Consider the following 21,695-nt stretch of genomic DNA (forward strand, 5'->3'; position numbering starts at 1 on the left):
TAACGATCGCTCAGTGTGGGATGGGGCACTGGTTTAGTCAAACTTGGCTATTACGCTTGTCTGGTGTCTGCGACTCGGATGATGATCCTCGGCCTGGTGCGGTGGATGCAGCCCGTGCACGGCTACGACGTGCGCCGCGAGCTGCTGAGCTGGAGCGCCGACAAGTGGGCGAACGTGCAGCCCGGCTCGATCTACCACGCGCTGCGCAAACTCACCGAGGAGGGGCTGCTGCGGGCCGTCGCCACCGAGCAGGTCGGCGCCCGTCCGGCCCGAACGACCTACGAGGTCACGCCGAAGGGGGACGACGAGTTCGAGACCCTGCTGCGCAACTTCTGGTGGAACTTCACCGAGCCCGTCGACCCCTTCACTGCGGCCTTCTCGTTCCTGCCCGCGATGCCCCGCTCCGAGGCGGCGGCGGCGCTGCGCAACCGGGCCAACCTGCTGCGGGCCGGCATGGAGTCGATGCGCGCCTCGCTTCAGTCGGACTGGGTGCGTAACACCAAACCGGTGCACGTCAGTTGGATGTTCGAGCTGTGGTCGGCGCGGGCGGAGGCGGAGCTGGGCTGGTGCGAGCGCATCGCCGAGCGGATCGAGTCCGGTGTGTCGTACCTGCCTGCTGAACTGCGGGACGCCGAGGGTTGGTCGGGCCCGCGGGAGGGCGAGGAGCGGTCCGACCGCGACGCGAAATAATCAACGTTGACTACAAACGCTATATCGCGTTAGCCTGCTGTCGGCACAGCGGGGGAGTGCGCCGTCCGGCGTCGTCCCACTCGACGGCCGGCCCGTTGGTCCGACCGCCACACGACGGCCGGCGCGGCCGGCCCGACCGACCAGGAGCAGAAATGATCGAGACCAGGGGGCTGCGGAAGTCGTTCCGCTCCCGCGCGGGTCGAGAGACGAAGACGGTGGACGCCGTGCGCGGCGTCAACCTCGAGGTCGCCGAGGGCGAGATCTTCGGCTTCCTCGGCCCGAACGGCGCCGGCAAGACCACCACGCTGCGGATGCTCGCCACGCTGATCGAGCCCGACGGTGGCGAGGCCACCATCGCGGGCGCCGACCTGCGCAAGGACCCGGCGGAGGTGCGTCGCCGCATCGGGTACGTGCCGCAGGGCGGCAGCACCTGGGACGAGTCGACCGCCCGCGAGGAGCTGGTCCTGCACGCCCGGATGTACGGCATCGGCAAGGCCGACGCGCAGCAGCGCGCCGTCCGCGCCCTGGAGGCTTTCCAGCTCACCGAGTACGCCGACCGCAAGTGCAAGACCTACTCCGGTGGTCAGCGTCGGCGGGTCGAGATCGCGCTCGGCATCATCCACGAGCCGAAGATCGTCTTCCTGGACGAGCCGACCACCGGCCTCGACCCGCAGAGCCGCGCCCACATGTGGGACGAGATCCGGCGACTGCGCAGCGACGGGATGACCGTCTTCATCACCACGCACTACCTCGACGAGGCCGACGCCCTCTGCGACCGCATCGCGATCATGGACAACGGCGAGGTCGTCGCCGAGGGCACGCCGACCGAACTCAAGCGGGAGATCTCCGGCGACGTGGTGCTCGTCGGCCTCGACGTGGCCGCGACCCCGCAGGCCGCGAAGGCGCTCGACGGCGAGGCGTACGTCAACAAGCTGGAGACCGCCGACGACGGCGGCCTGCGCCTCTACGTCGACGAGGGCGCCACCGCCATTCCCCAGGTGCTACGCCGCCTCGACCACGCCGGGCTCGAGCTGCGCTCGATCGAGCTGCACCGGCCCAGCCTGGACGACGTCTTCCTGACCAAGACCGGCCGCTCGCTGCGCGAGTCCTGACCCCCGGAGAGACGACTCATGAAATTCGCCCGCGACACGTGGCTGATCTTCCAGCGGCAGATCCAGCTCCTGCTGCGCAACCCGGTCTGGGTCTTCGTCGGCGTGTTCCAGCCGGTGATGTACCTGCTGCTCTTCGCCCCCCTGCTCAAGCCGGCCCTGAACGCGCCCACCCAGGCCGCCGCCTACAAGATCTTCGTACCCGGCCTGCTGGTGCTGCTGGCCATCTTCGGTGGCCTCTTCCAGGGCTTCGGCCTGATCGCCGAACTGCGCGCCGGCGTCATCGAACGCTCCCGGGTCACCCCGATCAGCCGGCTCGCCCTGCTGCTCGGCCGTTCCCTGCGCGACGTGGTCTCGCTCATCGTGCAGGCCGTCATCATCACCCTGCTGGCGCTCCTGTTCGACCTGCGGGTCTTCATCGGTGACCTGCTGCTGGCGTACCTGATGCTCGCCCTCATCGCGCTCATGACCTCGGCCGTCTCCTACGGCGTCGCACTCAAGGTCAAGAGCGAGGACGCGCTGGCCCCACTGATGAACACCGTGGCGCAGCCGGTGCTGCTGCTCTCCGGAATCCTGCTGCCGCTGACCTTCGCACCCGGCTGGTTGCAGGGCATCGCCGACTGGAACCCGTTCTCCTGGGCGGTCGACGGCACCCGGGCGCTGTTCGCCGGTGACCTGGGCAGCGACAAGGTCTGGCAGGGCCTGACCATCACCGCGGTCCTCGCCGCGCTGGGCGTCTTCTGGGCCGCCCGCCAGTTCGCCCGCAGCGTCCGCTGACGCTCGCCCCGGGGCGCGGGTTTCGGCTTGCCCCGGGGCGCGGGCTGCGGCCTGCCCCCGGGGCGCGGGCTTCGGCTTGATCGACTCGGGTTCCTGGAAGTTGGGGTGTCCTACGGCGTGGGATGCCGCGATTTCCAGGAACCCGTGTGGTTCAGGGTGCCGCTCAGCGCACCCGGGCGAGGGTGAGGCCGTCGGCGATGGGCAGCATCACCGGGTCGACCCTTACGTCGGCCAGCACCTCGTCGTTGAACGCCGCGATCGCCCGGTCGTTGACGTCCTGCGGCGCGACGACCCGCCCGCCGCGCAGCACGTTGTCGACGGCGATCACCCCGCCCGGCCGCATTCGCGGCACCAACTCGGCCCAGTAGACGGGGTACCCGGTCTTGTCAGCGTCGATGAACGCGAAGTCCAGGTGGCGCTCCTGCGGCAGCTCCCGCAGCGTGTCGCCGGCCGGGCCGATACGCAGCTCGATGCGGTCCTGCACCCCGGCGCGGGACCAGTAGCGCCGGGCGATCCCGGTGTACTCCTCAGAGATGTCGAAGCAGGTGAGCCGCCCTCCCTCGGGCAACCCCCGGGCGATGGCCAGCGCCGACAGGCCGGTGAACGTACCGACCTCGACGGCCTGCCGTACGTCGAGCAGCCGGGTCAGGAACGTCAGGAACGCGGCCTGCTCCGGCGCCACCTGCATGCTGGCGTGCTCCGGCAGCACCGACCGGGTCTCCTCGGCCAGATCTCGAATGATCTCGTCCGGCGGCGCGCCGTGCGCGACCAGATAGGCGTGCAACTCGTCGGTCAGCGGGATGGACTTCGTGGTCATGAATGGACGTTACCGAGCGGCTCGACCGTTTGGCCGCCCGGCGCGACCTTTGTCCACAGGTCCGTGATCTCCAGACCCAGTTCGGCGAGGAGCCGACGCAGCAACGGCATCGACAACCCGACGACGGTCCCCGGGTCACCCTCGATCCGCTCCACGAACGGCCCGCCCAACCCGTCGATCGTGAACGCGCCCGCCACCGCCAACGGCTCGCCGGTGGCGACGTACGCGGCGATCTCGTCGTCACTGATGTCGGCAAAGTGGACGACCGTCGAGGCGACCGCCTCCGCCCGCCGCCCGGCGACACTGTCGATCAGGCAATGTCCGCTGTGCAGGACCCCACTTCGTCCCCGCATCCGCAACCAACGGCGGGTCGCGTCCGCCGCATCGGCCGGCTTGCCAAGAATCTCCCCGTCGAACTCGAGCACCGAGTCACACCCGATGACCAGGGTGCGCTCACGGGCCGTGCCCGTGCTGGTGCTGTCTTTGCTGTTGGTGGTGGCGTTGGCGTTGGTGGTGTCTTTGGCGTTGGTGGTTGCGCTGTTCGTGGCGGTCGGATTCAGCCGGGCGAGCACCGCCTCGGCCTTGAGTCGGGCCAACTCGAGGCAGAGATCCTCAGCCCGCTCGGTCACCACCAGGGATTCGTCCACCCCGCTGACCAGCACGTCCGGCTCGATGCCGGCGGCCCGAAGCGACTTTCGGCGAGCAGGACTGGCAGAGGCCAGCACGAGGCGGAGCGGCAGAGTGTCAGACACCGGCCCGACGTTACCGGCCCGCCACGCCCGACACCCCTCCCCGGCCCTCAACGCCGCGCCGCGTCCTTGATCCACTCCCCATCGCCGATATCGCGCCATCAACCCGCACGGACACCCCCACATCGGCGACATGAAGTCGATCAAGACCACTCGCTGCCGTGATCCACTCGGCTTCCCGCAAATCGCGGCATCCCAAGCCACCGGACACCCCAACTTCAAGGAACCCGAGTCGATCGAGGCGCCCGGCATGCCTAGCGACTGATTCTGGGCGGCAGATCATCCCCGCGCCGCCGACGCCGTGCCACGAAGGCCCACCCGACGCCGACTGCGACGATCATCCCAAGGGTGGCAAGGCCGCGAACGGAAGTGCCGCCATTCTCGTCATCGGCCGTCGTGGTCGGGCCACCGCCGGCCGGCGCGGTCACTGATTCAAACCCCAACGGGGGTACGTCTGCCGTCAGTGCCGCCACAAGATCGATCACGCCGTACCCGTACTCGTCGTCCCGGCCGGGCGGGCCTTTGTCGACGGCCGTGGCCGTAAGTCGGTGGGCCACCTCCTGTGCCGGCAGGTAGGGGTACTTCGACCTGATCAACGCCGCCGCCCCGGCCACAATCGCCGTTGCACTCGACGTTCCCGTGCCCTTCGAGTACTTCCCGCCATAACTGGTGCTGTAAATATCGACCGCAGGCGCGACCACATCGACTTCCGGTCCAGTAACCGATACGGCGGCATGCTGTCCAGCGCGGTCAACGCCGCCAACAGTAATCACTCCCTCTTCGCTGGCGGGATATGCGACGTGGCTGTCCGGCGCGTTCCCTGCTGCTGCTACGAGAATAATGTTCGCTGCTAAAGCGGCCTCTATTGCCCGAACGAGTCGTGGTGTCGATGCTCCTCCGCTGGAGATGCTAATGACCTGAACTTGCTTCGATATTGCAAATTCGATAGCTGAAGCAAGGTCGTCGGCTGCTCCGAAGTTGTCCGAAGTGGAAGCCTTTATGGGGAGGATTTTAGAATTAGGTGCGATCCCGAGCGCACCCGTCTCTGCAGTCCTTCCGTGCGCTCCAATCAGCCCGGCCATGCTAGTGCCGTGACTGTTAAGGTCTGTTCGGCCATCCCCCGAACCGCCAGGAATAGTGTCAGTTCCGACTAGCAGGTTATTGGTGAGGTCAGGGTGGGGGTCAACGCCGGTGTCGGGTACCGCGACAATGACGCCGTCACCCTTGCTGATGAGTTGTGCCTGGGTTGCATTAAGAAATTGAAGATGCCACTGGTCCGCTCGAATTCTCTCGACATCAGTGGGACGAGAGGGCGCCACTGCAGGATGTCGAGGTGTTCCTGGTGTCGGTTGGAGGAGCGAGAGCGGAAGGGTCAATGCTGTTGCGGCTATCCTGGCTACAGTTGACATTACCGCGAGAAGCCGATAGCTGGCCCTGGATCGATAGGTCCTTCATCTTGCGGAGGCAGGACTATCGGGGCGACACCCTTGTTGGTTTCCCATGGGTGATCGGGATCCCAAGAAAGCATGCTGTCTGTCTGCCTTCGGTCGGTCGGCCTAAGAGTGGCGGGCTGAATTCCGTTAGGGCTCGGAGTTCCGGGCGCGCCACCCATCGGTGAGATGCCTATCGTCGGCGACAAACCACGCCCTGACCCAGGTCGCGAACCCGCACCTCCGCTCGGCGCTGTGCCTGCTCCGCCGCCGCCGATGACGCCACCGACAGGGTTAACGCGTCGAGGCGAGTTTTGAATTGGACCAGGTTGGTTCAGGCCTACGCTTGGTGTACCCCCAATCAGACCCCCCGGCGGCATGGGGCGGCTGGTAGTCGGCGGTGTGGGTGGTTGCGTAAGGCCTTTGGCTCCGATGTGGGGCCTAGCGTCCGTAGGGAGCCTTGGTGTAAAGCCACCTAGAGGTGTGGCAGAGATGCCGGATGGCAGGCTTGGGGATGTCGTGGATGGAGCTGATCCGAGTGGCGTCGGGCTGGCTGTTCCCGGCATTAGTGCCGAACCCGTTCCGCCCAGCACTGGCCCCACCCCTCCTAGATTTTGAATGGGCGTACGTCCGGAGGAAGGCGCCCTTTCAACCTTCGTGGTTGGAGTGCTGGTCGGTGTCATGGGTACGGCGACGACCGGAGGAATGACCGGGCCTTGTGTGCCGGTGCCGTATGTATCTGGGTCGTTTGGCTGATGGCCCGTTCGTGGCGGTGGGGGTGGGGGTTTTTGGAGGATGGCTTGGGCTTGTTGTAGTTCGCCACTCAGGTTGAACATCATTGCCCGCGCCTGCACGTTCAGCCGTTCCAGGTCGCTATCCGCCACGGGCGCGTCCACGATCCGATTGCCCATGACCGCCTTGGGGTCGGCGGCGGTGGCCTCGTACGCCCGCTTCTGTTGGAGCTTTGTCGCGTACTCCTCGTGGAGCTTGCGGAGCTCGGCGCGCGTGGTGCCGATGGCCTGGGTGGCGGCGGACAGCGCGGTGTAGTTGGCGGCGGCGGCGTCGTGGGTGTGGCGCACCTTGGCGATGAGGTCGTCGAGTTGGGCGAGGTACGTGCCGGAGGCGGCGCTGGTCTCGGGGGGCCAGGCTTCGGCGAGGCCCCGCCGGTATTCCTGAAGTCGGCCGAGGTGGATCTGGGCGAGGTCGCAGACCTTGCGCCAGCCGGCGACCTGTTTCCAGTGGTTGGTGGTGTCGTGGTCCTGGAGGCACGCCCACATGCTGTTGAGGTCCATCAGGTGCCAGTCGGTCTGGCTGGAGGTGCGGCCGCCACCACGCTCGATCACGGGAGGACCACCGGCCTTTCGCTTTCGGGGCCGGTGGGGTCGCTCAGTGTCGGCGTCCGGCTGCCCGGCAGGACGGTTCCCGGGTCGGCGAGGGCGTGTTGGACGTCCACGGCGCGGGCGGCGGAGAAGGCGTCGCTGTCGGCGTACTGGGTGGCGACCCGGTCGGCGACGGCGGCCAGGTGGCCGGTGGCGCCGCGCACGGCGTACACCATGTCGGTCGTGGCCTGCTGCGTCTCGTGGTGGGCATGCAGGAAGGTGACCAGTTCGACGAACGCGTCGCAGGGGTTGGGCACCTTCGCGGACATGTCTTCGGCGATGTACGGCAGGTGGGGCGCGTAGTTGCTCTCGACCTCGGCGGCGAGCCGGTCGGCGAACTCGCGGAGTTGACGGATGTCGGCCTCGATGCCGCCGTAGCCGTGCAGCCAGGGTGCCGGCTGGTCCTCTTCGGGGATCATCGACCCTCCCTGTCCGTCACCGCACCGTTTCCCTCAGTGAGATTAACGGCTACACGCCATCCTGGCAGCCCCCGGAATGGGAACCGGGGTCAGCGAGGCAGACCGGAGGCGCGCCAGGTGTCGGGGCGGGCCGGCCGGCCGCTGCGCGCCCAGGCGGACGTGGCCGCCGGCGCGGGTGCGGTGGCCGGTCGGGACCGCACGATGACCGCCCCGACCAGGGCGGCCAACTCCTCGGCGGTGGGAACGCCGCGGACGACCCGGAACAGCGGCTCTTCGGCAGGCATGCCGCCAGGGTACGCGGCCCGAAGTCACGTCACACGCACAGTGGCGTGCCGGCGGTGTGACGGTCGGCGGGTCCGGGTACCGTCTCAGCGATGTCGAACGCGCTTCCCCAACTCGTCGCTGACCGATACCGGCTTCTGTCGCCGCTCGGCCAGGGTGGCATGGGTCGGGTGTGGAAGGCGCGCGACGAGGTGTTGCACCGCGACGTCGCCATCAAGGAGTTGGTGCCGCCGCCCGGCCTCACCGACGAGGAACGCCGCGAGATGCGGGAGCGGTCGCTGCGCGAGGCGCGGGCCATCGCCCGACTCAACCACGTCAACGTGGTACGCATCTTCGACGTTCTGCGCACCGACGGCGACCCGTGGATCGTCATGGAGTACGTGGCGTCGAGGTCGTTGCAGGACACTCTCGCCGAGGACGGGCCCGTGTCGGTCGCCCGCACGATCGAGATCGGCCTGGGTGTGCTGGGCGCGCTGAACGCGGCGCACAAGGCGGGCGTCATGCACCGCGACGTCAAGCCGGGCAACGTGCTGCTGGGCGAGGACGGCCGGGTGGTGTTGACCGATTTCGGCCTCGCCACGATCCCCGGTGACCCGAACGTCACCCGTACCGGCATGGTGCTCGGTTCGCCCGCGTACATCTCGCCTGAGCGGGCCCGCGCGGGCACCGCCGGGCCGGAGGCCGACCTGTGGTCGCTGGGCGCGACGCTGTACGCGGCGGTGGAGGGCAAGTCGCCGTACGCGCGGCCGTCCGCGATCGCCACGCTCGCCGCCTTGGCCACCGAGCCGATGCCGCCGCCGAAGAACGCCGGACCGCTCAAGGCGGTGCTCACCGGGCTGCTCCAGAAGGACCCGAACGAGCGGATCACCGCCGAGGTGGCGGAGCGGCTGCTGCGCCGCGCCGCCGGGAAGCGGGCGCGGGGGATCTCACTGCTCGACGGCGTACGCCGGCCGGGGCCGAACGGTCCACGGGAGCCGCGCCCGCCGCTCGTGCCGGCACCGCGTCCCGCCGAGGAGGTCACCGACCGCCCGGTGTCGCCGCCTGCTCCGCGTACCTCGGGACCGGTAGCCGCTGCCGCGTCCGGCCCGGCGGTGGCCGACGCGACGCCGACGGAGGTCGTGCCGGCCGGCGCGGGCGCCGAGCCGACGGCCACGGTCCCGGCCGAGCCGACCGCGACGATCGACCGCCCGGTGTCGCCAGCGGCCGACCCGACCGCCGTGGTGTCCGCCGGGGGCGATGCCGGCGGCGACGGTACGCCGGCGGGCGACGACGAGCCGACGGCCGTCGACGGCCCGTCGCCGGTCGCGCCGGAGCAGCGCAAACCCTCGACGCCCACGTCGGTCATGCCGCCGGTGGGTCCGGCGGGGCGCGCGGCGGTGCCGCAGTTCGAGGGTACGAAGCCGAACAACACGCGCCGGAACGTGCTGATCGGTGCGCTGGTGGCCCTGCTGCTGATCGGCCTCGTGGTGATCGTGCCGATGCTGACCAAGGGCGACGACAACGAGAGCCCGCAGGCCGACGCGACGACCGGGGCGGCCGCGACGTCGGCGCCGGCGCAATCCTCCGCTCCGGCAGCGCCTCCACCCACCACTGGCGCATCGAGTGCGACGCCCTCGGCCACGCCCTCGGCAGACCCGAACGCGCTGCCGGCCGGCTGGAAGCTGCACAAGGATCCTGCGGGCTTCTCCCTGCCTCTGCCCGACGGTTGGGTGCGCGAGGACGCCGGTAAGAACACGGTCGTCTTCGACGAGTCCAACGGGCCGGGCGAGCTGCTCGTGCAGTGGACCCCGACGCCGAAGAAGGACGCCTACGCGGACTGGAAGAGCATCGAAGGCGGCCGAAAGGACGAAGTCAAAAACTATCAGTACGTCAGCATCAAGCGGTGCACGTTCTGGAAGACCTGCGCGGACTGGGAGTGGCTGGAGACCCGGGACGGAACCAGGATCCATGTCCGTAACCGGGGCTTCGTGACGGCCAGCGACCGTGGTTACGCGTTGCGGTGGGAGATCGCGGAGAAGGACTGGCAGGCCAACCTGCCTAACTTCGACCGGATCGCCAAGGGCTTCGTGCCCGACCGTCAGGACTGAAAGTCGCTCGCATGACCTTCCGTCATCGTGGGTACTTGACCTTCGACGACGGAAGGAGGCACGACATGGGTTACCGACGGAGGGACGCCCGGCCCGGGCTGGCACTGTGGATGCTCGTGGCGCTCGGCGACGCGATCCTGCTGCTGGTCAGCGCGGGGGTTTCGGTGCTCGTCGCACTGCTCGGCGTCGTGATCGTTGCCGGCCTCGGCGTGGCTGCCTGGCGGATGCCCCGCCGGGGTGCCCTGGCTAGTGAGGACGCTGTGGTGCCGGCCCTGAGCCGGCGACGGGCCTGACCCGTACCCGATGGTGTGGCGGTAGCCGGGCCGATTGTCGACCGTGTGGTGACCGTCGATCCCCGCTGCCGCCAACGGACTTTCCGGTACCCGCGCAATGCCAGAGGCCAAAACCTGCGCTCCCGCTGGCAGCGACGCTCGGCGACCAGCGATCAGCTCGCGGAACTGGGCGGGCTGCAGCCCCGTTAACGCGAAGATGCACTCCGTCCATCCGGCCACCGTACGGCCCCATCACAGGCGTGGCCCATCCGATCGGCGACAGTGGACAACCTGGGACCTCCGTACCGTGCCGCGATGACCTACCCGCCCACTGGCCCGGCCACCACCAGGCAAGGTACCCCGCCCCGGTCAGCCCCTACGGGTGCGGCCCGCCCTAGCAGCCGCAGGTCGTCATCACCCAGCAGCCCTCTTCCTCCGGCCTCGCCGTCACCTCCCTGGTCTTCGCCATCCTCGGGCTGATCGGCAACTGCTGCACCTTCGGCGTACCCTCGCTCGGCGCGATCATCCTCGGCCACGTCGCCCTGGGCGACCTCAAGCGCACCGGGAAGGGCGGCCAATGCGACAGCCGTCGCCGGCCTGGCGATGGGCTACGTCGTCTTCCTGCAGGCCATCCTGTTCTCTGCCTGGATGGTGTTTGGCGCCGGGTCGGCGGCCGTGACGCCGTCTCCGGCCGTGACATTAACGCCCTGAACACGAGGCAGCGCCGCACCTCGGACCGATCATGGTCGGAGGTGGGGCGCTGCGCGGCTTGGTCGGGCCTACCGCTGGCCGAGTCCGGCCGCGAGTGACAAGACCGGACCTGTTTACCTCTGGCTTAGAGAACCAGAATCGCTTTCCAGGACAAGGCAGTTTCTAGCGGCGTATCCCGAGATTGTTTCCCATCCCACCTTGAAGTAGACCTCTATCCAAGAACTTCCGCCCCCGCATGCCGTGTAAGACCCGCCAGTCTGTGACGTGCAAACCGAGGGGTAATATTCGCCCGGATAGATCACATGGGAAACATTGTATTGAGTACCTCGACCAGTCCTTATGTTTACCGCCCCAGCGCTCGGCTTGGGGTGGACGGCGCAAGTTGCAGCCACCGAAGCTGTGACTGTCTTAGTTCGTGCTCCTTCAGACTTTGCTGAGGCTTCTTCCGCAGATAGCATTGACGCAGTCATTGCCGCCAAACTAAAAGCGGCTACAGCTTGGACACGCCAACTCATGGCGACCCTCCATCCCCGTGATTCATCTAAGATGATGTATAGATCCTAAGGTCGGAGATGCAGTCGCGCAAGAGCGTTGGCCCGTCCAGACCGGCCGTGCCACTCTCCTCGAAGTTCATCCCACTTCCTCGAAGTGGGCGGTCGACTTCTCCGCGCGGTGTCCGTCGGGGTCGAGCTGATTCAGGAACCGCTTCTGAGCTGCGGTGGTGGGCGCATTCAGGCGGTACGCGCTGTTGACAGTCTCAGATTCGGCGTCGAACCCGGAATGTTGCAGATCGATGCTTCGTTTCGGCGTTAGTTGCGCTGGATCTTGAAGTTCTTCATCCTGGCCGCGGCGTCTTCTACCCCTGCTCGGACGGTGCGGTGCTCGACGTTGAGGGCTTGCTTCCAGTCCGGTAGTTCGCTGCCGTCGGTGGGCTTGCGGTACGGCATGATCACCTCCGGGTTGCCCCGGTAGTCGCCGTCGGCCATCATCGGACGCCCGTCCAAATGTCTCGGCGATGCCTGAGGTGCGGTAGACGTTGGTGTCGTTGCGGTTGCCCGGCTGCGGATCGCCGTCGGCGATGATCAGGCGGGTGGAGGCATTGATGGCGATCTGCGCGTTGCTCGAGTACCGGTAGTTCTTGCTTCGGCCGGCCAGCCGGTGATCGCGGGTCGGAACCAGCGTCCCGTCGACGATCGCGATCTGCTCGACCGGCCGTTTGCGTACCGGTGCCAGGGCCAGCAGTGGCGCGAGCGTGTCGATCACCCGATGCGCAGCGGAGTGCGACACCCCGAACAGCGCCGGGGGCGGCCGAGAAACTTCTCCAGGCCGCCCAACGGCACGGGTCAGGTGTTGTTGGCCAGCGCGATCAGTCGGCTCCGGTCACCGTTCCAGTAGTTGCGGTCCACGTTGCCGCTGATCCCGGAGACGGAACCCGTGCTGGTGTACTGCCAGAAGCTCCACACCGACGCGCCGGCCGGCAGGGCGCCCGGGGTGCTCGACCAGCGGGCCAGCCAGAGCGGGTGGTTCGCCCACGGGCCGGTCCAACTGCCGGTGCACTGGTTCCACCAGCTCGTGGTGGTGTAGATGACCGCGTACCGGCCGGTGCGCGAGCGGTAGGTGTTCAGGAAGTCCTGCACCCAGTTACGCATCCCGGTGGTGCTGAGGCCGTAGCAGTAGCCGCCGCTGTACGGGTTCGCCTCGATGTCCAGCGCGGCCGGCAGGGTGCGGCTGTCCGCCGACCACGCGCCACCGTTGGAGGCCAGGTAGTTGGCCTGGGTCGAGCCGGCGGAGATGTTGGGCCGGGCGAAGTGGTACGCCCCGCGGATCACCCCGGCGTTGTAGGCGTTGACGTAGTTCGCGTTGAAGGCGGAGTCCTTGACGCTGGTGCCCTCGGTCGCCTTGATGAAGGCGAATTCGATGCCCGCGTTCCGGACGCTGGTCCAGTTGATGCTGCCCTGGTAGTGGGACACGTCGACGCCGGCGGTGGTGGCCGCCGCCGCCGGGCCGGCGGTCGCGACCAGGGCGGCCGCCGCGGTGGCGAGGACGGTGAGGCCGGCCGCGAGCGCGCGGCGCAGCGATGATCGGGTACGGGCCATGAGTGCCTCCAGGGACGCCGGTCTATTGACGCCCATCTTTGGAGTTAAGTGCCCTTGATCGCAAGGGTTGTAGAGGAAACTTTCATCGAAGGTCGTAGGTGCTTCCGATGGCCGGGTGAGAGCGGATCAGCGCAGCGTGGCCGGGTCAAGCTGCCAGCGGAACGGCTCCGCGATGCTCAACGTCTCGCCGGCCTTGGCGACCTGATCCTCGACGTAGTGCTCGCCGTCGAGCCGGTAGAGGCGCAACGAGTGACCGTCACCGTCCTGCTCGACCAGCAGGTACCAGGGGATTCGCGCGATCGCGTAGAGCTGCATCTTGACCAGGCGGTCAGCAGCAGCGTTGCCCGGCGACAACACCTCACAGACAAGTGTCACCTCGGCTGCCTCCACGACGTTGCCCTCATCGTCGGTATCCGCGACGACGACGTCCGGGATGACGATCCGGTCCACCGCGAGCCGCACGTTGACCGCCGTGAAGACCGCAAGGACGTCGGCGGCCCGGGTGACGTGGTTGGCTAGCCGACGCGACACCAGTTGATGCCGCTTGCTTGGAACCGGACTCAGGAGCAGGCTCCGGTCGAGCAGCTCGATCCGGTCCGTGGTCTCACCCAGGGCGAAGTAGTCGGCCTCGGTCCACGGGCCGATGTGGTGCTCCACAAACACCGAAACCCCTCCAGCTCACTCGTGATCTCATGCGTCATCAGTCGGTGCCTCGGCAGCGACACGGAACGCCGCCGGTAGGCTCGCGCCCCATGATGTCGATCGACGGACTGGGCGAGATGTGGGACACGCTGTTCGGCGCGCAGCCGGACCCGCCCCCGTTGCTGGTGTTGATCACCGCGGCCGTCGCGCTGGTGGTGGTGTCCACCCGGCTGCCGTGGCGGATCGCCCGCAACGCCATCACCATCGCCCACGAGGGCGGGCACGCGCTCGTCGCTCTGCTCACCGGCCGCAAGCTGCGTGGCATCCGGCTGCACTCGGACACGTCCGGGCTGACGCTCTCCGCCGGTCGGCCCACCGGGCCGGGCATGATCCTGACCCTGCTCGCTGGGTACGTCGCCCCGCCGCTGATCGGGCTGGCCGGCGCCTGGCTGCTCGGCGGTAACCGGATCACCCTGCTGCTCTGGGTCGCGGTGGTGCTGCTGCTCGCCATGCTGGTCATGATCCGCAACGCGTTCGGCGTGGTGTCGCTGCTGGTCACCGGGGCGCTGGTGTTCGCCGTCTCGTGGTACGCGACGCCGCAGGTGCAGGCCGCTTTCGCGTACACCGGGGTGTGGTTCCTGCTGCTCGGCGGGGTGCGGCCGGTGGTGGAGCTGCAACGCCTGCGCGCGCGTGGCCGGATGCCCGCCTCCGACGCCGACCAGCTCGCCGGGCTGACCCCGTTCCCGGCGTTTTTCTGGGTCACGGTCTTCGCCCTGGTCAACCTGGTCGCCCTTGTAGCTGGCGCCCTGCTGCTGGCTGGCCCCATCCTCACCGACGCCGGCCTAACCCTCTAACCCCCGGCCCTCTCCCCGTCGATCATGGAGTTGTGGTGGGCCACCAAAGCCGCAATCCTTATGCATTCGGGCACCATGACTCCATGATCGACGGGGTGCCGCGGGGCGGCGGGCAGAATGGGCCCATGCGATACGTGATCATCGGGGCGGGCGCGGTTGGCGGGACCATCGGCGTAAGGCTGGCGCAGGCCGACCGGGACGTGACCCTGGTGGCCCGCGGCGCGCACCTGGACGCGATCCGGGAGCGCGGCCTGACGCTGCGGCAGCCCGACGGCGACGTGACCGCCCGGCTCGCCGCCGTCGACGGCCCGGACGACCGGCCGCTGCCCGCCGACACGGTGCTGGTGCTCACCGTCAAGTCGCAGGACACCGAGGCCGCGCTGGCGACGTGGGTGGACGCCCCGGTCGCCGGCGGTGGTACGGCCGGCGAGCGGCTGCCGCTGGTCACCGCGCAGAACGGGGTGGCGAACGAGCGGGCCGCCCTGCGGCTCTTCGCCGACGTGCACCCGGTCTGCGTCTGGCTGCCGGCCACCCACCTGGACCCGGGCGTGGTGGTGGCGAACGGACACCCGCACCCCGGCATGCTCCACATCGGCCGCTATCCGGGCGGCGCCGACGACACCGACCGGGCGATCGCCGCCGACCTGACCGCCGCCGGTTTCGTCGCGCCGGTCCGCGAGGACGTGCTGCGCTGGAAGTACGGCAAGCTGCTCAGCAACCTCGGCAACGGCCTTCAGGCGCTGCTCGGGGAGGACATCCCGGACGCCCTCGTCGAGCGGGTACGCGCCGAGGGCGTCGCCGCGCTCGCCGCCGCCGGTATCCCGCACACCTCCCCGGCGGAGGAGCGGGCCGAACGCGGTGACCTGGTCCAGCAGCGCCCGGTCGGCGGCGCCGACCGGTCCGGCGGCTCCACCTGGCAGAGCCTCGCCCGGGGCACCGGCTCGACCGAGGTCGACCACCTCAACGGGGAGGTCGCGCTGCTCGGCCGGCTGCACAGCGTACCGACGCCCGCCAACGTGGCCGTGCAGCGGGCCGTCCGGCAGGCCGCCCGCAAGCGGATCGCGGCCGGCGCGTTCCCGCTCGCCGAGCTGGAGAAGATGATCGCCTGAACGGGGCAACCGACGGCCCCGCCCGGTGCGTGTTCCCTGCGACCGACACGGGGAGGTAGCGGGTGCCGGACGTCGACGGGTTCGACGAGTTCTACCGGGGGAGCCGACAACGGCTGCTCGGTTTCGTCTACGCCCTCACCGGCGATCGCATCGAGGCCCAGGACGCGGTGCAGGAGGCGTACATCCGGGCGTGGCAGCGGTGGTCGACGATCAGCGGGTACGACGACCCGGAGGCGTGGGTACGGGTGGTGGCCAGCCGCATCGCCGTCAGCCGGTGGCGCAGCCTGCGCAGTCGCGCCCGCGCGTACCTGCGGCACGGCGCGACGGAGACCGTCCCCGGGCCGGGCACCGACACCGTGGAGGTGGTCGCCGCGCTGCGCCGGCTGCCCGAGGAGCAGCGCGTCGCCATCGCCCTGTACTACCTGGTGGGCATGCCGGTCGCCGAAGTGGCGAGGGAGACCGCCGCCCCGGTCGGCACCGTCAAGGCCCGCCTCTCCCGGGGGCGCGCCGCGCTCGCCGGCCTGCTCGCCGTCTCTGACCTGGAGGAGGCCACCGATGCGTGACGACCCGACGTTCATCGATCGGATCCAGCTCGACCTGAGTGACGTGCAGTGGCCGGAGCCGCAGGAGATCCGGGCCCGGGCCCGCCGCCGCAGTCGTCGTACAGTGGCGCTGGCGACCGTCGCCGTGCTCGCGGCGGTGACCGGGCCGGTATATGCGCTCAAGGAGCGCACGTCGGCTCCGCCCGATGCCGCCGTGCCCGCGTCGTCGCAGAGCCCCGCCCGGGCGGAGATCCCACTCGACTCCCTACTGCCGGTCACCGAGGTGCCGGTGGGCAGCGTCGTGCCGCTCGGTGAAGCCGGCCTCGGTGAGGCCGTCCAATTGGACCCGACATTGCAGAGGTGCGGCGACGACCGGGGCGTGCCGGCGGTTCCCGCGTACTCCCGATACTCGCGCTCGCAGACCCTGTTGTCGCCCACCAAGGAAGGCCGCGCTCCGGCGCGGGTCGAACTCAGTCAGGACGTCTATCGACTCGATCCGCTGGTCGGCGCGCGACTCTTCACTCACCTGGGGGCGCTGCTCGACGCCTGCCCCGACTGGCATTCTGTCCAGTCCGTCGTGGCGGCTGGCGAGACGACGTTGAACGAGAGCAGGCACGCCTGGGAGACGGCGGCGAGCAACTTCGCCGGTGACGAGTCGATTCTGGTGCGGCACGTCGCGTTCGCCCCCGACGGCCCGCCCACCGGTAGGACGCTCCAGCGTCCCACCCCGGTCGGGATGACCGTGGTGGTCCGCGTCGGCGACCTGGTGACGGTGCTGGAAGCCAGTCCGGACCTGGGACTGCGCGACGCGGATCTGGAGGCGCTGGGCCGGGTGGCCGCCGGACGACTGTGCGCCGCCGCCAACCCGGCCTGCTGACTGCCGGCCGCGCGGCGTGGATCCGCGCAACTTCGGGGATGTTGCTGCCTTCCGGCGCCGGGAAGCAGCAGTTTCCCCGAAGTTGCGCGGATCAAGCCGGGACGCGCGATCAAGCCGGGGCGCGACCAAGGCCGCGCCGGGAGCACGCGGCGCCGCGATCAAGCCGGGGTCAGAGCGGGATGTTGCCGTGCTTCTTCGGGGGCAGGGTTTCGCGCTTCGTGCGCAGGACGCGCAGCGCCCGGACGATCTGCGTGCGCGTCTCGTGCGGCGCGATCACCGAGTCGACGTACCCGCGCTCGGCCGCCACGTACGGGTTGGCCAGGGTGTCCTCGTACTCGGCGATCTTCTGGGCCCGGACCGCCGCCGGATCCTCGGCGCCGGCCAGCTCGGAGCGGTAGAGGATGTTCACCGCTCCCTGGGCGCCCATCACGGCGATCTGCGCGGTCGGCCACGCGAAGTTCAGGTCCGCGCCGAGGTGCTTCGAGCCCATCACGTCGTACGCCCCGCCGTAGGCCTTGCGGGTGATCACGGTGACCTTCGGGACGGTCGCCTCGGCGTACGCGTAGATGAGCTTGGCGCCCCGACGGATGATGCCGTCCCACTCCTGGCCGGTGCCGGGCAGGAACCCGGGCACGTCGACGAAGGTCAGCACCGGAATGTTGAAGGCGTCGCAGGTACGCACGAACCGGGCGGCCTTCTCGGAGGCGGCGATGTCCAGGGTGCCGGCGAAGTGCATCGGCTGGTTGGCGACCACGCCGACCGGCCGTCCCTCCACCCGGCCGTAGCCGATGACGATGTTCTGCGCGTAGAGCGGCTGGACCTCCAGGAACTCCCCGTCGTCCAGGACGTGCTCGATGACGGTGTGGATGTCGTACGGCTGGTTGGCCGAGTCCGGGATCAGCGTGTCCAGCTCCCGGTCCTCGTCGGTGACGTCGAGATCCGCGTCGACGGGAAAGACGACCGGCTCGTCGAGGTTGTTCGACGGTAGGTACGACAGCAGCGCCTTGACGTAGTCGACCGCGTCGTCCTCGTCGCTGGCGAGGTAGTGCGCGTTGCCGCTGCGCGTGTTGTGCGTACGGGCCCCGCCCAGCTCCTCCATCCCGACGTCCTCGCCGGTGACCGTCTTGATCACGTCGGGACCGGTGATGAACATGTGGGAGGTCTGGTCGACCATGACGGTGAAGTCGGTGACCGCCGGGGAGTAGACCGCGCCGCCGGCGCAGGGCCCCATCACCAGCGAGATCTGCGGGATGACCCCGGACGCCCGGACGTTCCGGAAGAAGATCTCCCCGTACCGGCCGAGCGACACCACGCCCTCCTGGATGCGGGCGCCGCCGGAGTCGTTGATGCCGATCACCGGGCAACCGATCTTCATGGCGAGGTCCATCACCTTGACGATCTTCTCGCCGAAGACCTCGCCGAGGGAGCCGCCGAAGACGGTGAAGTCCTGGGCGAAGACGCACACCTGCCGGCCGTCGACCGTGCCGTAGCCGGTCACCACGCCGTCGCCGTACGGGCGGTTGCGCTCCAGTCCGAAGGCGGTGGACCGGTGCCGGGCCAGCTCGTCCAGCTCGACGAAGGAGCCCTCGTCGAGCAGCATGTCGATCCGCTCGCGGGCGGTCTTCTTGCCCCGGGCGTGCTGCTTCTCGACCGCGCGCGCCGACCCGGCGTGCACCGCCTCGTCGACCCGGCGCTCCAGGTCCGCCAGCTTGCCGGCAGTGCTGTGGATGTTGGTCCCGGTCTCGGTAGTCACCCAGGGAATATAACGATGGTTCAGGTGGGAGCGTCTGTGTAGTACGCCTCAACGCCGGCACCGGTCGCCGCCGTAGGCTGACGGAATGCCGGGCTCCCCGTACACCGATCTGGACCGACCGCCGCTGTCGGCGGCCCGGCTGCGGCGCGCGCTGGTCGCGCCGAACGGACCCTGGGCCCGCCTGGAGCTGCACGCCGAGACGGGCTCCACGAACGCGGACGTGTCCGAGGCCGCCGCCGCGGGCGAGCCGGAAGGGCTGGTCGTGGTCGCGGAGCGGCAGACCGCCGGGCGGGGTCGGCGCGGTCGGATCTGGCAGTCGCCGCCGCGCGCGGGCATCGCCACCAGCGTCCTGCTGCGGCCCGGCGAGGCCGCGCCGGACCGTGGGTGGGCGGCCGTCGCACCCACGGGGTACGGCTGGCTGCCGCTTCTCGCGGGCGTCGCGCTGGTCGAGGCGGTGGCCCGGCTGGCGGAGCTGGACGCCGCTCTGAAGTGGCCCAACGATCTGCTGATCGGCGACGCGAAGTGTGCCGGTGTGCTGGCCGAGGCGGTGCCGGGGCGTTCGCCGGCCCAACCGCCCGCCATCGTCCTCGGCATCGGCCTCAACGTGACCCTGCGGGCCGACGAGCTGCCGGTGAACCCGACCGGGTTGCCGGCCACCTCGCTGCAACTGGCCGGCGCGGCGGCCACCGACCGGGATCCGCTGCTCCGGGCGCTGCTGCGCTCGGTGGCGGACTGGTACGACCGCTGGCGCACCGCTGGCGGGGACGCCCAGGCGAGTGGCCTGCGGGACGCCTACCTGGAGTCCTGCGCGACGATCGGTCGCGAGGTACGGGTCCTGCTGCCCAACGGCGAGACCCAAACCGGCACCGCAACCGGAATCGACGCCGACGGCCAACTCCAGCTGAAAACCCCCACCGAAACCCGATCCATCGCCGCCGGAGACGTCCTCCACCTGCGCTAGCCCCCCTGCGCTAGCCCCCTGCTCGCGGCGATCTTGCACTTTCTGTCGTGGCGTACCGGGCTCAAGGCCGCGTAACGGTGACCGAAAGTGCAAGATCGCGGAAGCTCGGGTGGGGCCGCGTGGCGGATGTCGCCGAAGGGCTTTCGGGGTTTACGGTCGGCGCGTCGAAGAAAAGGCGTTGGAGGTTGTCGTGGCGTTCCCCGAAGACGTGCTCACGAAGGACGAGCACGTCGTGCTGCACCTACACCCGCACTGGAAGGCTCTGGTCCGGCCGATCCTGGTGCTGGTCCTCGCCATCGCCGCCGTGGTGGTCGGCGTGCTCCTGCTGCCCGAGAGTTCCGGCGGTTCGATCGCGTTGGCCGTGATCGGCGCGATCGGCCTGATCGCGGTTCTCTGGCTCGGTCTGTGGCCGTTCCTGGTCTGGCGTACCACCCATTACCTGTTCACCAACGAGCGCGTGCTGTTGCAGCAGGGTGTGTTCTCCCGGGACCGGCGGGACCTTCCGCTCACCCGGATCAACGACCACTCGATGAACCAGCACTTCTTCGAGCGGCTGCTCGGCTGCGGCACCCTCACCATCGAGTCCGCCGGCGAACGCGGCCAGTCGGTGCTCAAGGACGTACCGGGGGTCGGCCGGGTGCAGACCACCCTCTACGAACTGGTCGAGGCGCAGCACGACAAGCACTCGCTCGGCGACGGGGAGATGCGCGACATCCTCGCCGACATGCGCGAGGGCAAGCCGCTGCGCGACACCACGAGCTGAGCCGATCGGCGTTGACCACTCCGGCCCGAGGACGGGGTCGGAGTGGTCAGGCCTGCTCTGCCGTAGCCGGCTCCGCCGGAGCAGGAGCAGCAACAGGAGTCGGTTCGGTCGAGGACGGCCCGGCCTCGGGGTCTGTCTCGACCGGCCGTAGCGCGAACCAGCCGCGGAAGCGCGTCCGCAGCACCTCCTGCTCGGGCCGGTTGTCCGGGCCGAGGCGGAGCATGGTGCCGGTGAGGATGACGGTGCCGAGCCCGGCGCGAGCGTCCGAGGGGCGCGCGCCCATCACGTCGACCCGGACGGCGAGGCGGTCGCCGGCACGGACCGGGGCGAGCCACCGCAACTCCTCCAGGCCGGGGGAGGCGTCCGCCGCCGCGCGGGACAGCAGGTGATCGACGTACGCCCGCATGAACAGGCTGACCGTGTAGAAGCCGCTGGCGATGACCCCGCCGTACTGACTGGCCTCGGCCAGCTCCGGGTCGACGTGGTACCACTGCGGGTCGAAGCGCCGGGCGAAGGCCCGCATCTCGTCGCCGTCCACGGTCACCGTCCCGAGGTCGACGGTGAGTCCCGGGACGAGGTCCTCGAAGAACAGCTCGGCGGGCGCTCCGGTGCCGGAGCGGGAGACGGGAGCCGTCACCGGCGGGGTGCGCGACGCGTGCCGGCGTGCAGCTCCGCGGCGAGTTCCGCGTCCAGGTCGGCGGTCATCGGTCGCCCCTGCACGGGAGCGGCGCCGGTCGGGCCGGGTGTCGGGCCGGGCCGGTCGGCGGACTGCGCCTCTTCCAGCTCGGAGACCGATTCGGCCAGCTCGGCGACCGGGTCCATCTCGGCCATGGTGTCCCACTCGTCGCGCGGGATGTCGTGCCAGGTGGGCTCGGTCTTCGTGTCGTCCTCGTCCGGCGTGACGGGCTGGAAGACGAAGGTCCGGTAGGACCAGAAGCGGAACAGGGTGGCCAGCAGGACACCGGCGGTCTTCGCCACGTTCAGCGCCAGCAGGCCGTGTACGCCGAGGCCGTACTTGGCCGCCGCGACCGCGCCCAGTTCGATGAGCAGGCCGGCACCGTTGAACAGGAAGAACAGGACGTACTCCCGACGAAGCGCCGATTTCGGGCGATCCCGGTACGTCCAGTGGCGATTCATCAGATACGACGTGATCGTGGCGACGATCGTCGCGATCACGGTCGCCTTCAACTGACCGTTGACGAAAACGGTAAGTGCAAGGACATTGAACACCGCGTAATTGATGACGGTGTTGATGCCGCCGACGATGCCGAATTTGAGCGCCTCGTGGATGAACTTCTGCCAGCGCTCAGGCAGCAGACGGACAAGACGCATGCGAAACACCTTAGGGCAGTCGGTAGAGCCGGCGGTCACCGGCC

At 69.2% G+C, this 21,695-nt stretch carries 24 protein-coding genes and 1 pseudogene; 13 read left to right on the forward strand and 12 right to left on the reverse strand.

Annotated features, from left to right (window positions below; translation table 11 throughout):
* The first annotated feature begins 78 nt into the window (after positions 1-78).
* The 3 genes from ACQP0N_RS04185 (at position 79) to ACQP0N_RS04195 (ending at position 2,576) form a co-directional block, all read left to right on the forward strand.
* On the forward strand, positions 79-690 hold the full coding sequence (locus ACQP0N_RS04185; protein ID WP_433121418.1) for a PadR family transcriptional regulator: 612 nt from the start codon (positions 79-81) through the stop codon (positions 688-690).
* A gap of 152 nt (positions 691-842) precedes the next feature.
* A complete protein-coding gene (locus tag ACQP0N_RS04190) occupies positions 843-1,802 on the forward strand; it encodes an ATP-binding cassette domain-containing protein (RefSeq protein WP_433117689.1) in 960 nt (319 codons plus the stop codon).
* Positions 1,803-1,820: 18 nt separating this feature from the next.
* A complete protein-coding gene (locus tag ACQP0N_RS04195) occupies positions 1,821-2,576 on the forward strand; it encodes an ABC transporter permease (protein ID WP_007455563.1) in 756 nt (251 codons plus the stop codon).
* A 163-nt stretch (positions 2,577-2,739) separates the two neighbouring features.
* Here the strand turns inward: ACQP0N_RS04195 and ACQP0N_RS04200 are convergent, their stop codons facing one another.
* The 3 genes from ACQP0N_RS04200 to ACQP0N_RS04210 form a co-directional block, all read right to left on the reverse strand.
* On the reverse strand, positions 2,740-3,393 hold the full coding sequence (locus ACQP0N_RS04200; RefSeq protein WP_433117691.1) for an O-methyltransferase: 654 nt from the start codon (positions 3,391-3,393) through the stop codon (positions 2,740-2,742).
* Positions 3,390-4,145 (reverse strand): Maf family protein, encoded by a 756-nt coding sequence (locus ACQP0N_RS04205; RefSeq protein ID WP_433117694.1) that lies wholly within the window; start codon positions 4,143-4,145, stop codon positions 3,390-3,392. The genes ACQP0N_RS04200 and ACQP0N_RS04205 overlap by 4 nt, the downstream gene beginning before the upstream one ends.
* 251 nt (positions 4,146-4,396) lie before the next feature.
* Positions 4,397-5,551 (reverse strand): S8 family serine peptidase, encoded by a 1,155-nt coding sequence (locus tag ACQP0N_RS04210; protein ID WP_433117696.1) that lies wholly within the window; start codon positions 5,549-5,551, stop codon positions 4,397-4,399.
* A gap of 930 nt (positions 5,552-6,481) precedes the next feature.
* Here ACQP0N_RS04210 and ACQP0N_RS04215 point away from each other — a divergent pair.
* Positions 6,482-6,619 carry a hypothetical protein gene (locus ACQP0N_RS04215; RefSeq protein ID WP_357130258.1) on the forward strand — a complete coding sequence of 46 codons (138 nt, stop codon included), beginning with the start codon at positions 6,482-6,484 and terminating at the stop codon, positions 6,617-6,619.
* 292 nt (positions 6,620-6,911) lie between these two features.
* Here the strand turns inward: ACQP0N_RS04215 and ACQP0N_RS04220 are convergent, their stop codons facing one another.
* Together ACQP0N_RS04220 and ACQP0N_RS04225 are read right to left on the reverse strand one after the other, a co-directional pair.
* On the reverse strand, positions 6,912-7,370 hold the full coding sequence (locus tag ACQP0N_RS04220) for a hypothetical protein (RefSeq protein ID WP_433117698.1): 459 nt from the start codon (positions 7,368-7,370) through the stop codon (positions 6,912-6,914).
* 89 nt (positions 7,371-7,459) lie between these two features.
* On the reverse strand, positions 7,460-7,654 hold the full coding sequence (locus ACQP0N_RS04225; protein ID WP_433117700.1) for an acyl-CoA carboxylase epsilon subunit: 195 nt from the start codon (positions 7,652-7,654) through the stop codon (positions 7,460-7,462).
* A 90-nt stretch (positions 7,655-7,744) separates the two neighbouring features.
* Here ACQP0N_RS04225 and ACQP0N_RS04230 point away from each other — a divergent pair, with 90 nt between their 5' ends.
* Positions 7,745-9,739 (forward strand): protein kinase domain-containing protein, encoded by a 1,995-nt coding sequence (locus ACQP0N_RS04230; RefSeq protein ID WP_433117702.1) that lies wholly within the window; start codon positions 7,745-7,747, stop codon positions 9,737-9,739.
* Positions 9,740-9,804: 65 nt separating this feature from the next.
* Positions 9,805-10,032 (forward strand): hypothetical protein, encoded by a 228-nt coding sequence (locus tag ACQP0N_RS04235; RefSeq protein ID WP_433117704.1) that lies wholly within the window; start codon positions 9,805-9,807, stop codon positions 10,030-10,032.
* A gap of 373 nt (positions 10,033-10,405) precedes the next feature.
* On the opposite strand, the gene ACQP0N_RS04240 is transcribed toward ACQP0N_RS04235, so the two are convergent.
* Positions 10,406-10,537, reverse strand: coding sequence for a hypothetical protein (locus tag ACQP0N_RS04240; protein WP_433117706.1), 132 nt, complete (start codon positions 10,535-10,537; stop codon positions 10,406-10,408).
* Between ACQP0N_RS04240 and ACQP0N_RS04245 the strand changes: the two genes are divergently transcribed.
* Positions 10,491-10,820 (forward strand): DUF4190 domain-containing protein, encoded by a 330-nt coding sequence (locus ACQP0N_RS04245; RefSeq protein ID WP_433121421.1) that lies wholly within the window; start codon positions 10,491-10,493, stop codon positions 10,818-10,820. The two genes, ACQP0N_RS04240 and ACQP0N_RS04245, sit on opposite strands and share 47 nt — an antisense overlap.
* Positions 10,821-11,534: 714 nt before the next feature.
* On the opposite strand, the pseudogene ACQP0N_RS04250 reads toward ACQP0N_RS04245, so the two are convergent.
* The 3 genes and pseudogenes from ACQP0N_RS04250 to ACQP0N_RS04260 form a co-directional block, all read right to left on the reverse strand.
* A pseudogene (locus ACQP0N_RS04250) lies at positions 11,535-12,024 on the reverse strand (transposase family protein); the annotation flags it as partial.
* 41 nt (positions 12,025-12,065) lie between these two features.
* Positions 12,066-12,818, reverse strand: a complete 753-nt coding sequence (locus ACQP0N_RS04255; protein ID WP_433117707.1) for a GH25 family lysozyme — start codon at positions 12,816-12,818, stop codon at positions 12,066-12,068.
* A 126-nt stretch (positions 12,819-12,944) separates the two neighbouring features.
* Positions 12,945-13,481 carry a Uma2 family endonuclease gene (locus ACQP0N_RS04260; RefSeq protein ID WP_433117709.1) on the reverse strand — a complete coding sequence of 179 codons (537 nt, stop codon included), beginning with the start codon at positions 13,479-13,481 and terminating at the stop codon, positions 12,945-12,947.
* A gap of 89 nt (positions 13,482-13,570) precedes the next feature.
* Between ACQP0N_RS04260 and ACQP0N_RS04265 the strand changes: the two genes are divergently transcribed.
* The 4 genes from ACQP0N_RS04265 (at position 13,571) to ACQP0N_RS04280 (ending at position 16,842) form a co-directional block, all read left to right on the forward strand.
* On the forward strand, positions 13,571-14,314 hold the full coding sequence (locus ACQP0N_RS04265) for a M50 family metallopeptidase (protein WP_433117711.1): 744 nt from the start codon (positions 13,571-13,573) through the stop codon (positions 14,312-14,314).
* 125 nt (positions 14,315-14,439) lie between these two features.
* Positions 14,440-15,423: a ketopantoate reductase family protein gene (locus tag ACQP0N_RS04270; protein WP_433117713.1), complete on the forward strand. Its 984-nt coding sequence runs from the start codon at positions 14,440-14,442 to the stop codon at positions 15,421-15,423.
* Positions 15,424-15,485: 62 nt separating this feature from the next.
* Positions 15,486-15,986 carry a SigE family RNA polymerase sigma factor gene (locus ACQP0N_RS04275; protein WP_433117715.1) on the forward strand — a complete coding sequence of 167 codons (501 nt, stop codon included), beginning with the start codon at positions 15,486-15,488 and terminating at the stop codon, positions 15,984-15,986.
* A complete protein-coding gene (locus ACQP0N_RS04280) occupies positions 15,979-16,842 on the forward strand; it encodes a hypothetical protein (RefSeq protein WP_433117717.1) in 864 nt (287 codons plus the stop codon). The genes ACQP0N_RS04275 and ACQP0N_RS04280 overlap by 8 nt, the downstream gene beginning before the upstream one ends.
* 169 nt (positions 16,843-17,011) lie before the next feature.
* On the opposite strand, the gene ACQP0N_RS04285 is transcribed toward ACQP0N_RS04280, so the two are convergent.
* Complete coding sequence (locus ACQP0N_RS04285) at positions 17,012-18,595, reverse strand: acyl-CoA carboxylase subunit beta (RefSeq protein ID WP_433117719.1); 1,584 nt, start codon at positions 18,593-18,595, stop codon at positions 17,012-17,014.
* An 85-nt stretch (positions 18,596-18,680) separates the two neighbouring features.
* On the opposite strand from ACQP0N_RS04285, the gene ACQP0N_RS04290 reads away from it, so the two are divergent.
* Positions 18,681-19,556 (forward strand): biotin--[acetyl-CoA-carboxylase] ligase, encoded by an 876-nt coding sequence (locus tag ACQP0N_RS04290; protein ID WP_433117721.1) that lies wholly within the window; start codon positions 18,681-18,683, stop codon positions 19,554-19,556.
* Positions 19,557-19,746: 190 nt separating this feature from the next.
* Positions 19,747-20,319 (forward strand): PH domain-containing protein, encoded by a 573-nt coding sequence (locus ACQP0N_RS04295; RefSeq protein WP_355048886.1) that lies wholly within the window; start codon positions 19,747-19,749, stop codon positions 20,317-20,319.
* Positions 20,320-20,365: 46 nt separating this feature from the next.
* On the opposite strand, the gene ACQP0N_RS04300 is transcribed toward ACQP0N_RS04295, so the two are convergent.
* Both ACQP0N_RS04300 and ACQP0N_RS04305 read right to left on the reverse strand, forming a co-directional pair.
* A complete protein-coding gene (locus ACQP0N_RS04300) occupies positions 20,366-20,956 on the reverse strand; it encodes a MaoC/PaaZ C-terminal domain-containing protein (protein ID WP_433117723.1) in 591 nt (196 codons plus the stop codon).
* Positions 20,953-21,651, reverse strand: coding sequence for a GtrA family protein (locus ACQP0N_RS04305; RefSeq protein WP_433117725.1), 699 nt, complete (start codon positions 21,649-21,651; stop codon positions 20,953-20,955). Before ACQP0N_RS04305 ends, ACQP0N_RS04300 begins: the two co-directional genes overlap by 4 nt.
* Between the last annotated feature and the right edge of the window lie 44 nt (positions 21,652-21,695).

The organism is Micromonospora sp. CA-246542 (assembly GCF_050942905.1).
Taxonomy (GTDB): domain Bacteria; phylum Actinomycetota; class Actinomycetes; order Mycobacteriales; family Micromonosporaceae; genus Micromonospora.

Bases quoted from the DNA above. Each gene is read 5' to 3' on its own strand.
- ACQP0N_RS04225 (WP_433117700.1), bottom strand. From the start codon at position 7,654: ATGCCTGCCGAAGAGCCGCTGTTCCGGGTCGTCCGCGGCGTTCCCACC.
- ACQP0N_RS04185 (WP_433121418.1), top strand. From the start codon at position 79: ATGATGATCCTCGGCCTGGTGCGGTGGATGCAGCCCGTGCACGGCTAC.
- ACQP0N_RS04195 (WP_007455563.1), top strand. From the start codon at position 1,821: ATGAAATTCGCCCGCGACACGTGGCTGATCTTCCAGCGGCAGATCCAG.
- ACQP0N_RS04270 (WP_433117713.1), top strand. From the start codon at position 14,440: ATGCGATACGTGATCATCGGGGCGGGCGCGGTTGGCGGGACCATCGGC.
- ACQP0N_RS04200 (WP_433117691.1), bottom strand. From the start codon at position 3,393: ATGACCACGAAGTCCATCCCGCTGACCGACGAGTTGCACGCCTATCTG.
- ACQP0N_RS04255 (WP_433117707.1), bottom strand. From the start codon at position 12,818: ATGGCCCGTACCCGATCATCGCTGCGCCGCGCGCTCGCGGCCGGCCTC.
- ACQP0N_RS04280 (WP_433117717.1), top strand. From the start codon at position 15,979: ATGCGTGACGACCCGACGTTCATCGATCGGATCCAGCTCGACCTGAGT.
- ACQP0N_RS04215 (WP_357130258.1), top strand. From the start codon at position 6,482: ATGACCGCCTTGGGGTCGGCGGCGGTGGCCTCGTACGCCCGCTTCTGT.
- ACQP0N_RS04220 (WP_433117698.1), bottom strand. From the start codon at position 7,370: ATGATCCCCGAAGAGGACCAGCCGGCACCCTGGCTGCACGGCTACGGC.
- ACQP0N_RS04210 (WP_433117696.1), bottom strand. From the start codon at position 5,551: ATGTCAACTGTAGCCAGGATAGCCGCAACAGCATTGACCCTTCCGCTC.
- ACQP0N_RS04290 (WP_433117721.1), top strand. From the start codon at position 18,681: ATGCCGGGCTCCCCGTACACCGATCTGGACCGACCGCCGCTGTCGGCG.
- ACQP0N_RS04190 (WP_433117689.1), top strand. From the start codon at position 843: ATGATCGAGACCAGGGGGCTGCGGAAGTCGTTCCGCTCCCGCGCGGGT.
- ACQP0N_RS04240 (WP_433117706.1), bottom strand. From the start codon at position 10,537: ATGATCGCGCCGAGCGAGGGTACGCCGAAGGTGCAGCAGTTGCCGATC.
- ACQP0N_RS04230 (WP_433117702.1), top strand. From the start codon at position 7,745: ATGTCGAACGCGCTTCCCCAACTCGTCGCTGACCGATACCGGCTTCTG.
- ACQP0N_RS04305 (WP_433117725.1), bottom strand. From the start codon at position 21,651: ATGCGTCTTGTCCGTCTGCTGCCTGAGCGCTGGCAGAAGTTCATCCAC.
- ACQP0N_RS04235 (WP_433117704.1), top strand. From the start codon at position 9,805: ATGGGTTACCGACGGAGGGACGCCCGGCCCGGGCTGGCACTGTGGATG.
- ACQP0N_RS04265 (WP_433117711.1), top strand. From the start codon at position 13,571: ATGATGTCGATCGACGGACTGGGCGAGATGTGGGACACGCTGTTCGGC.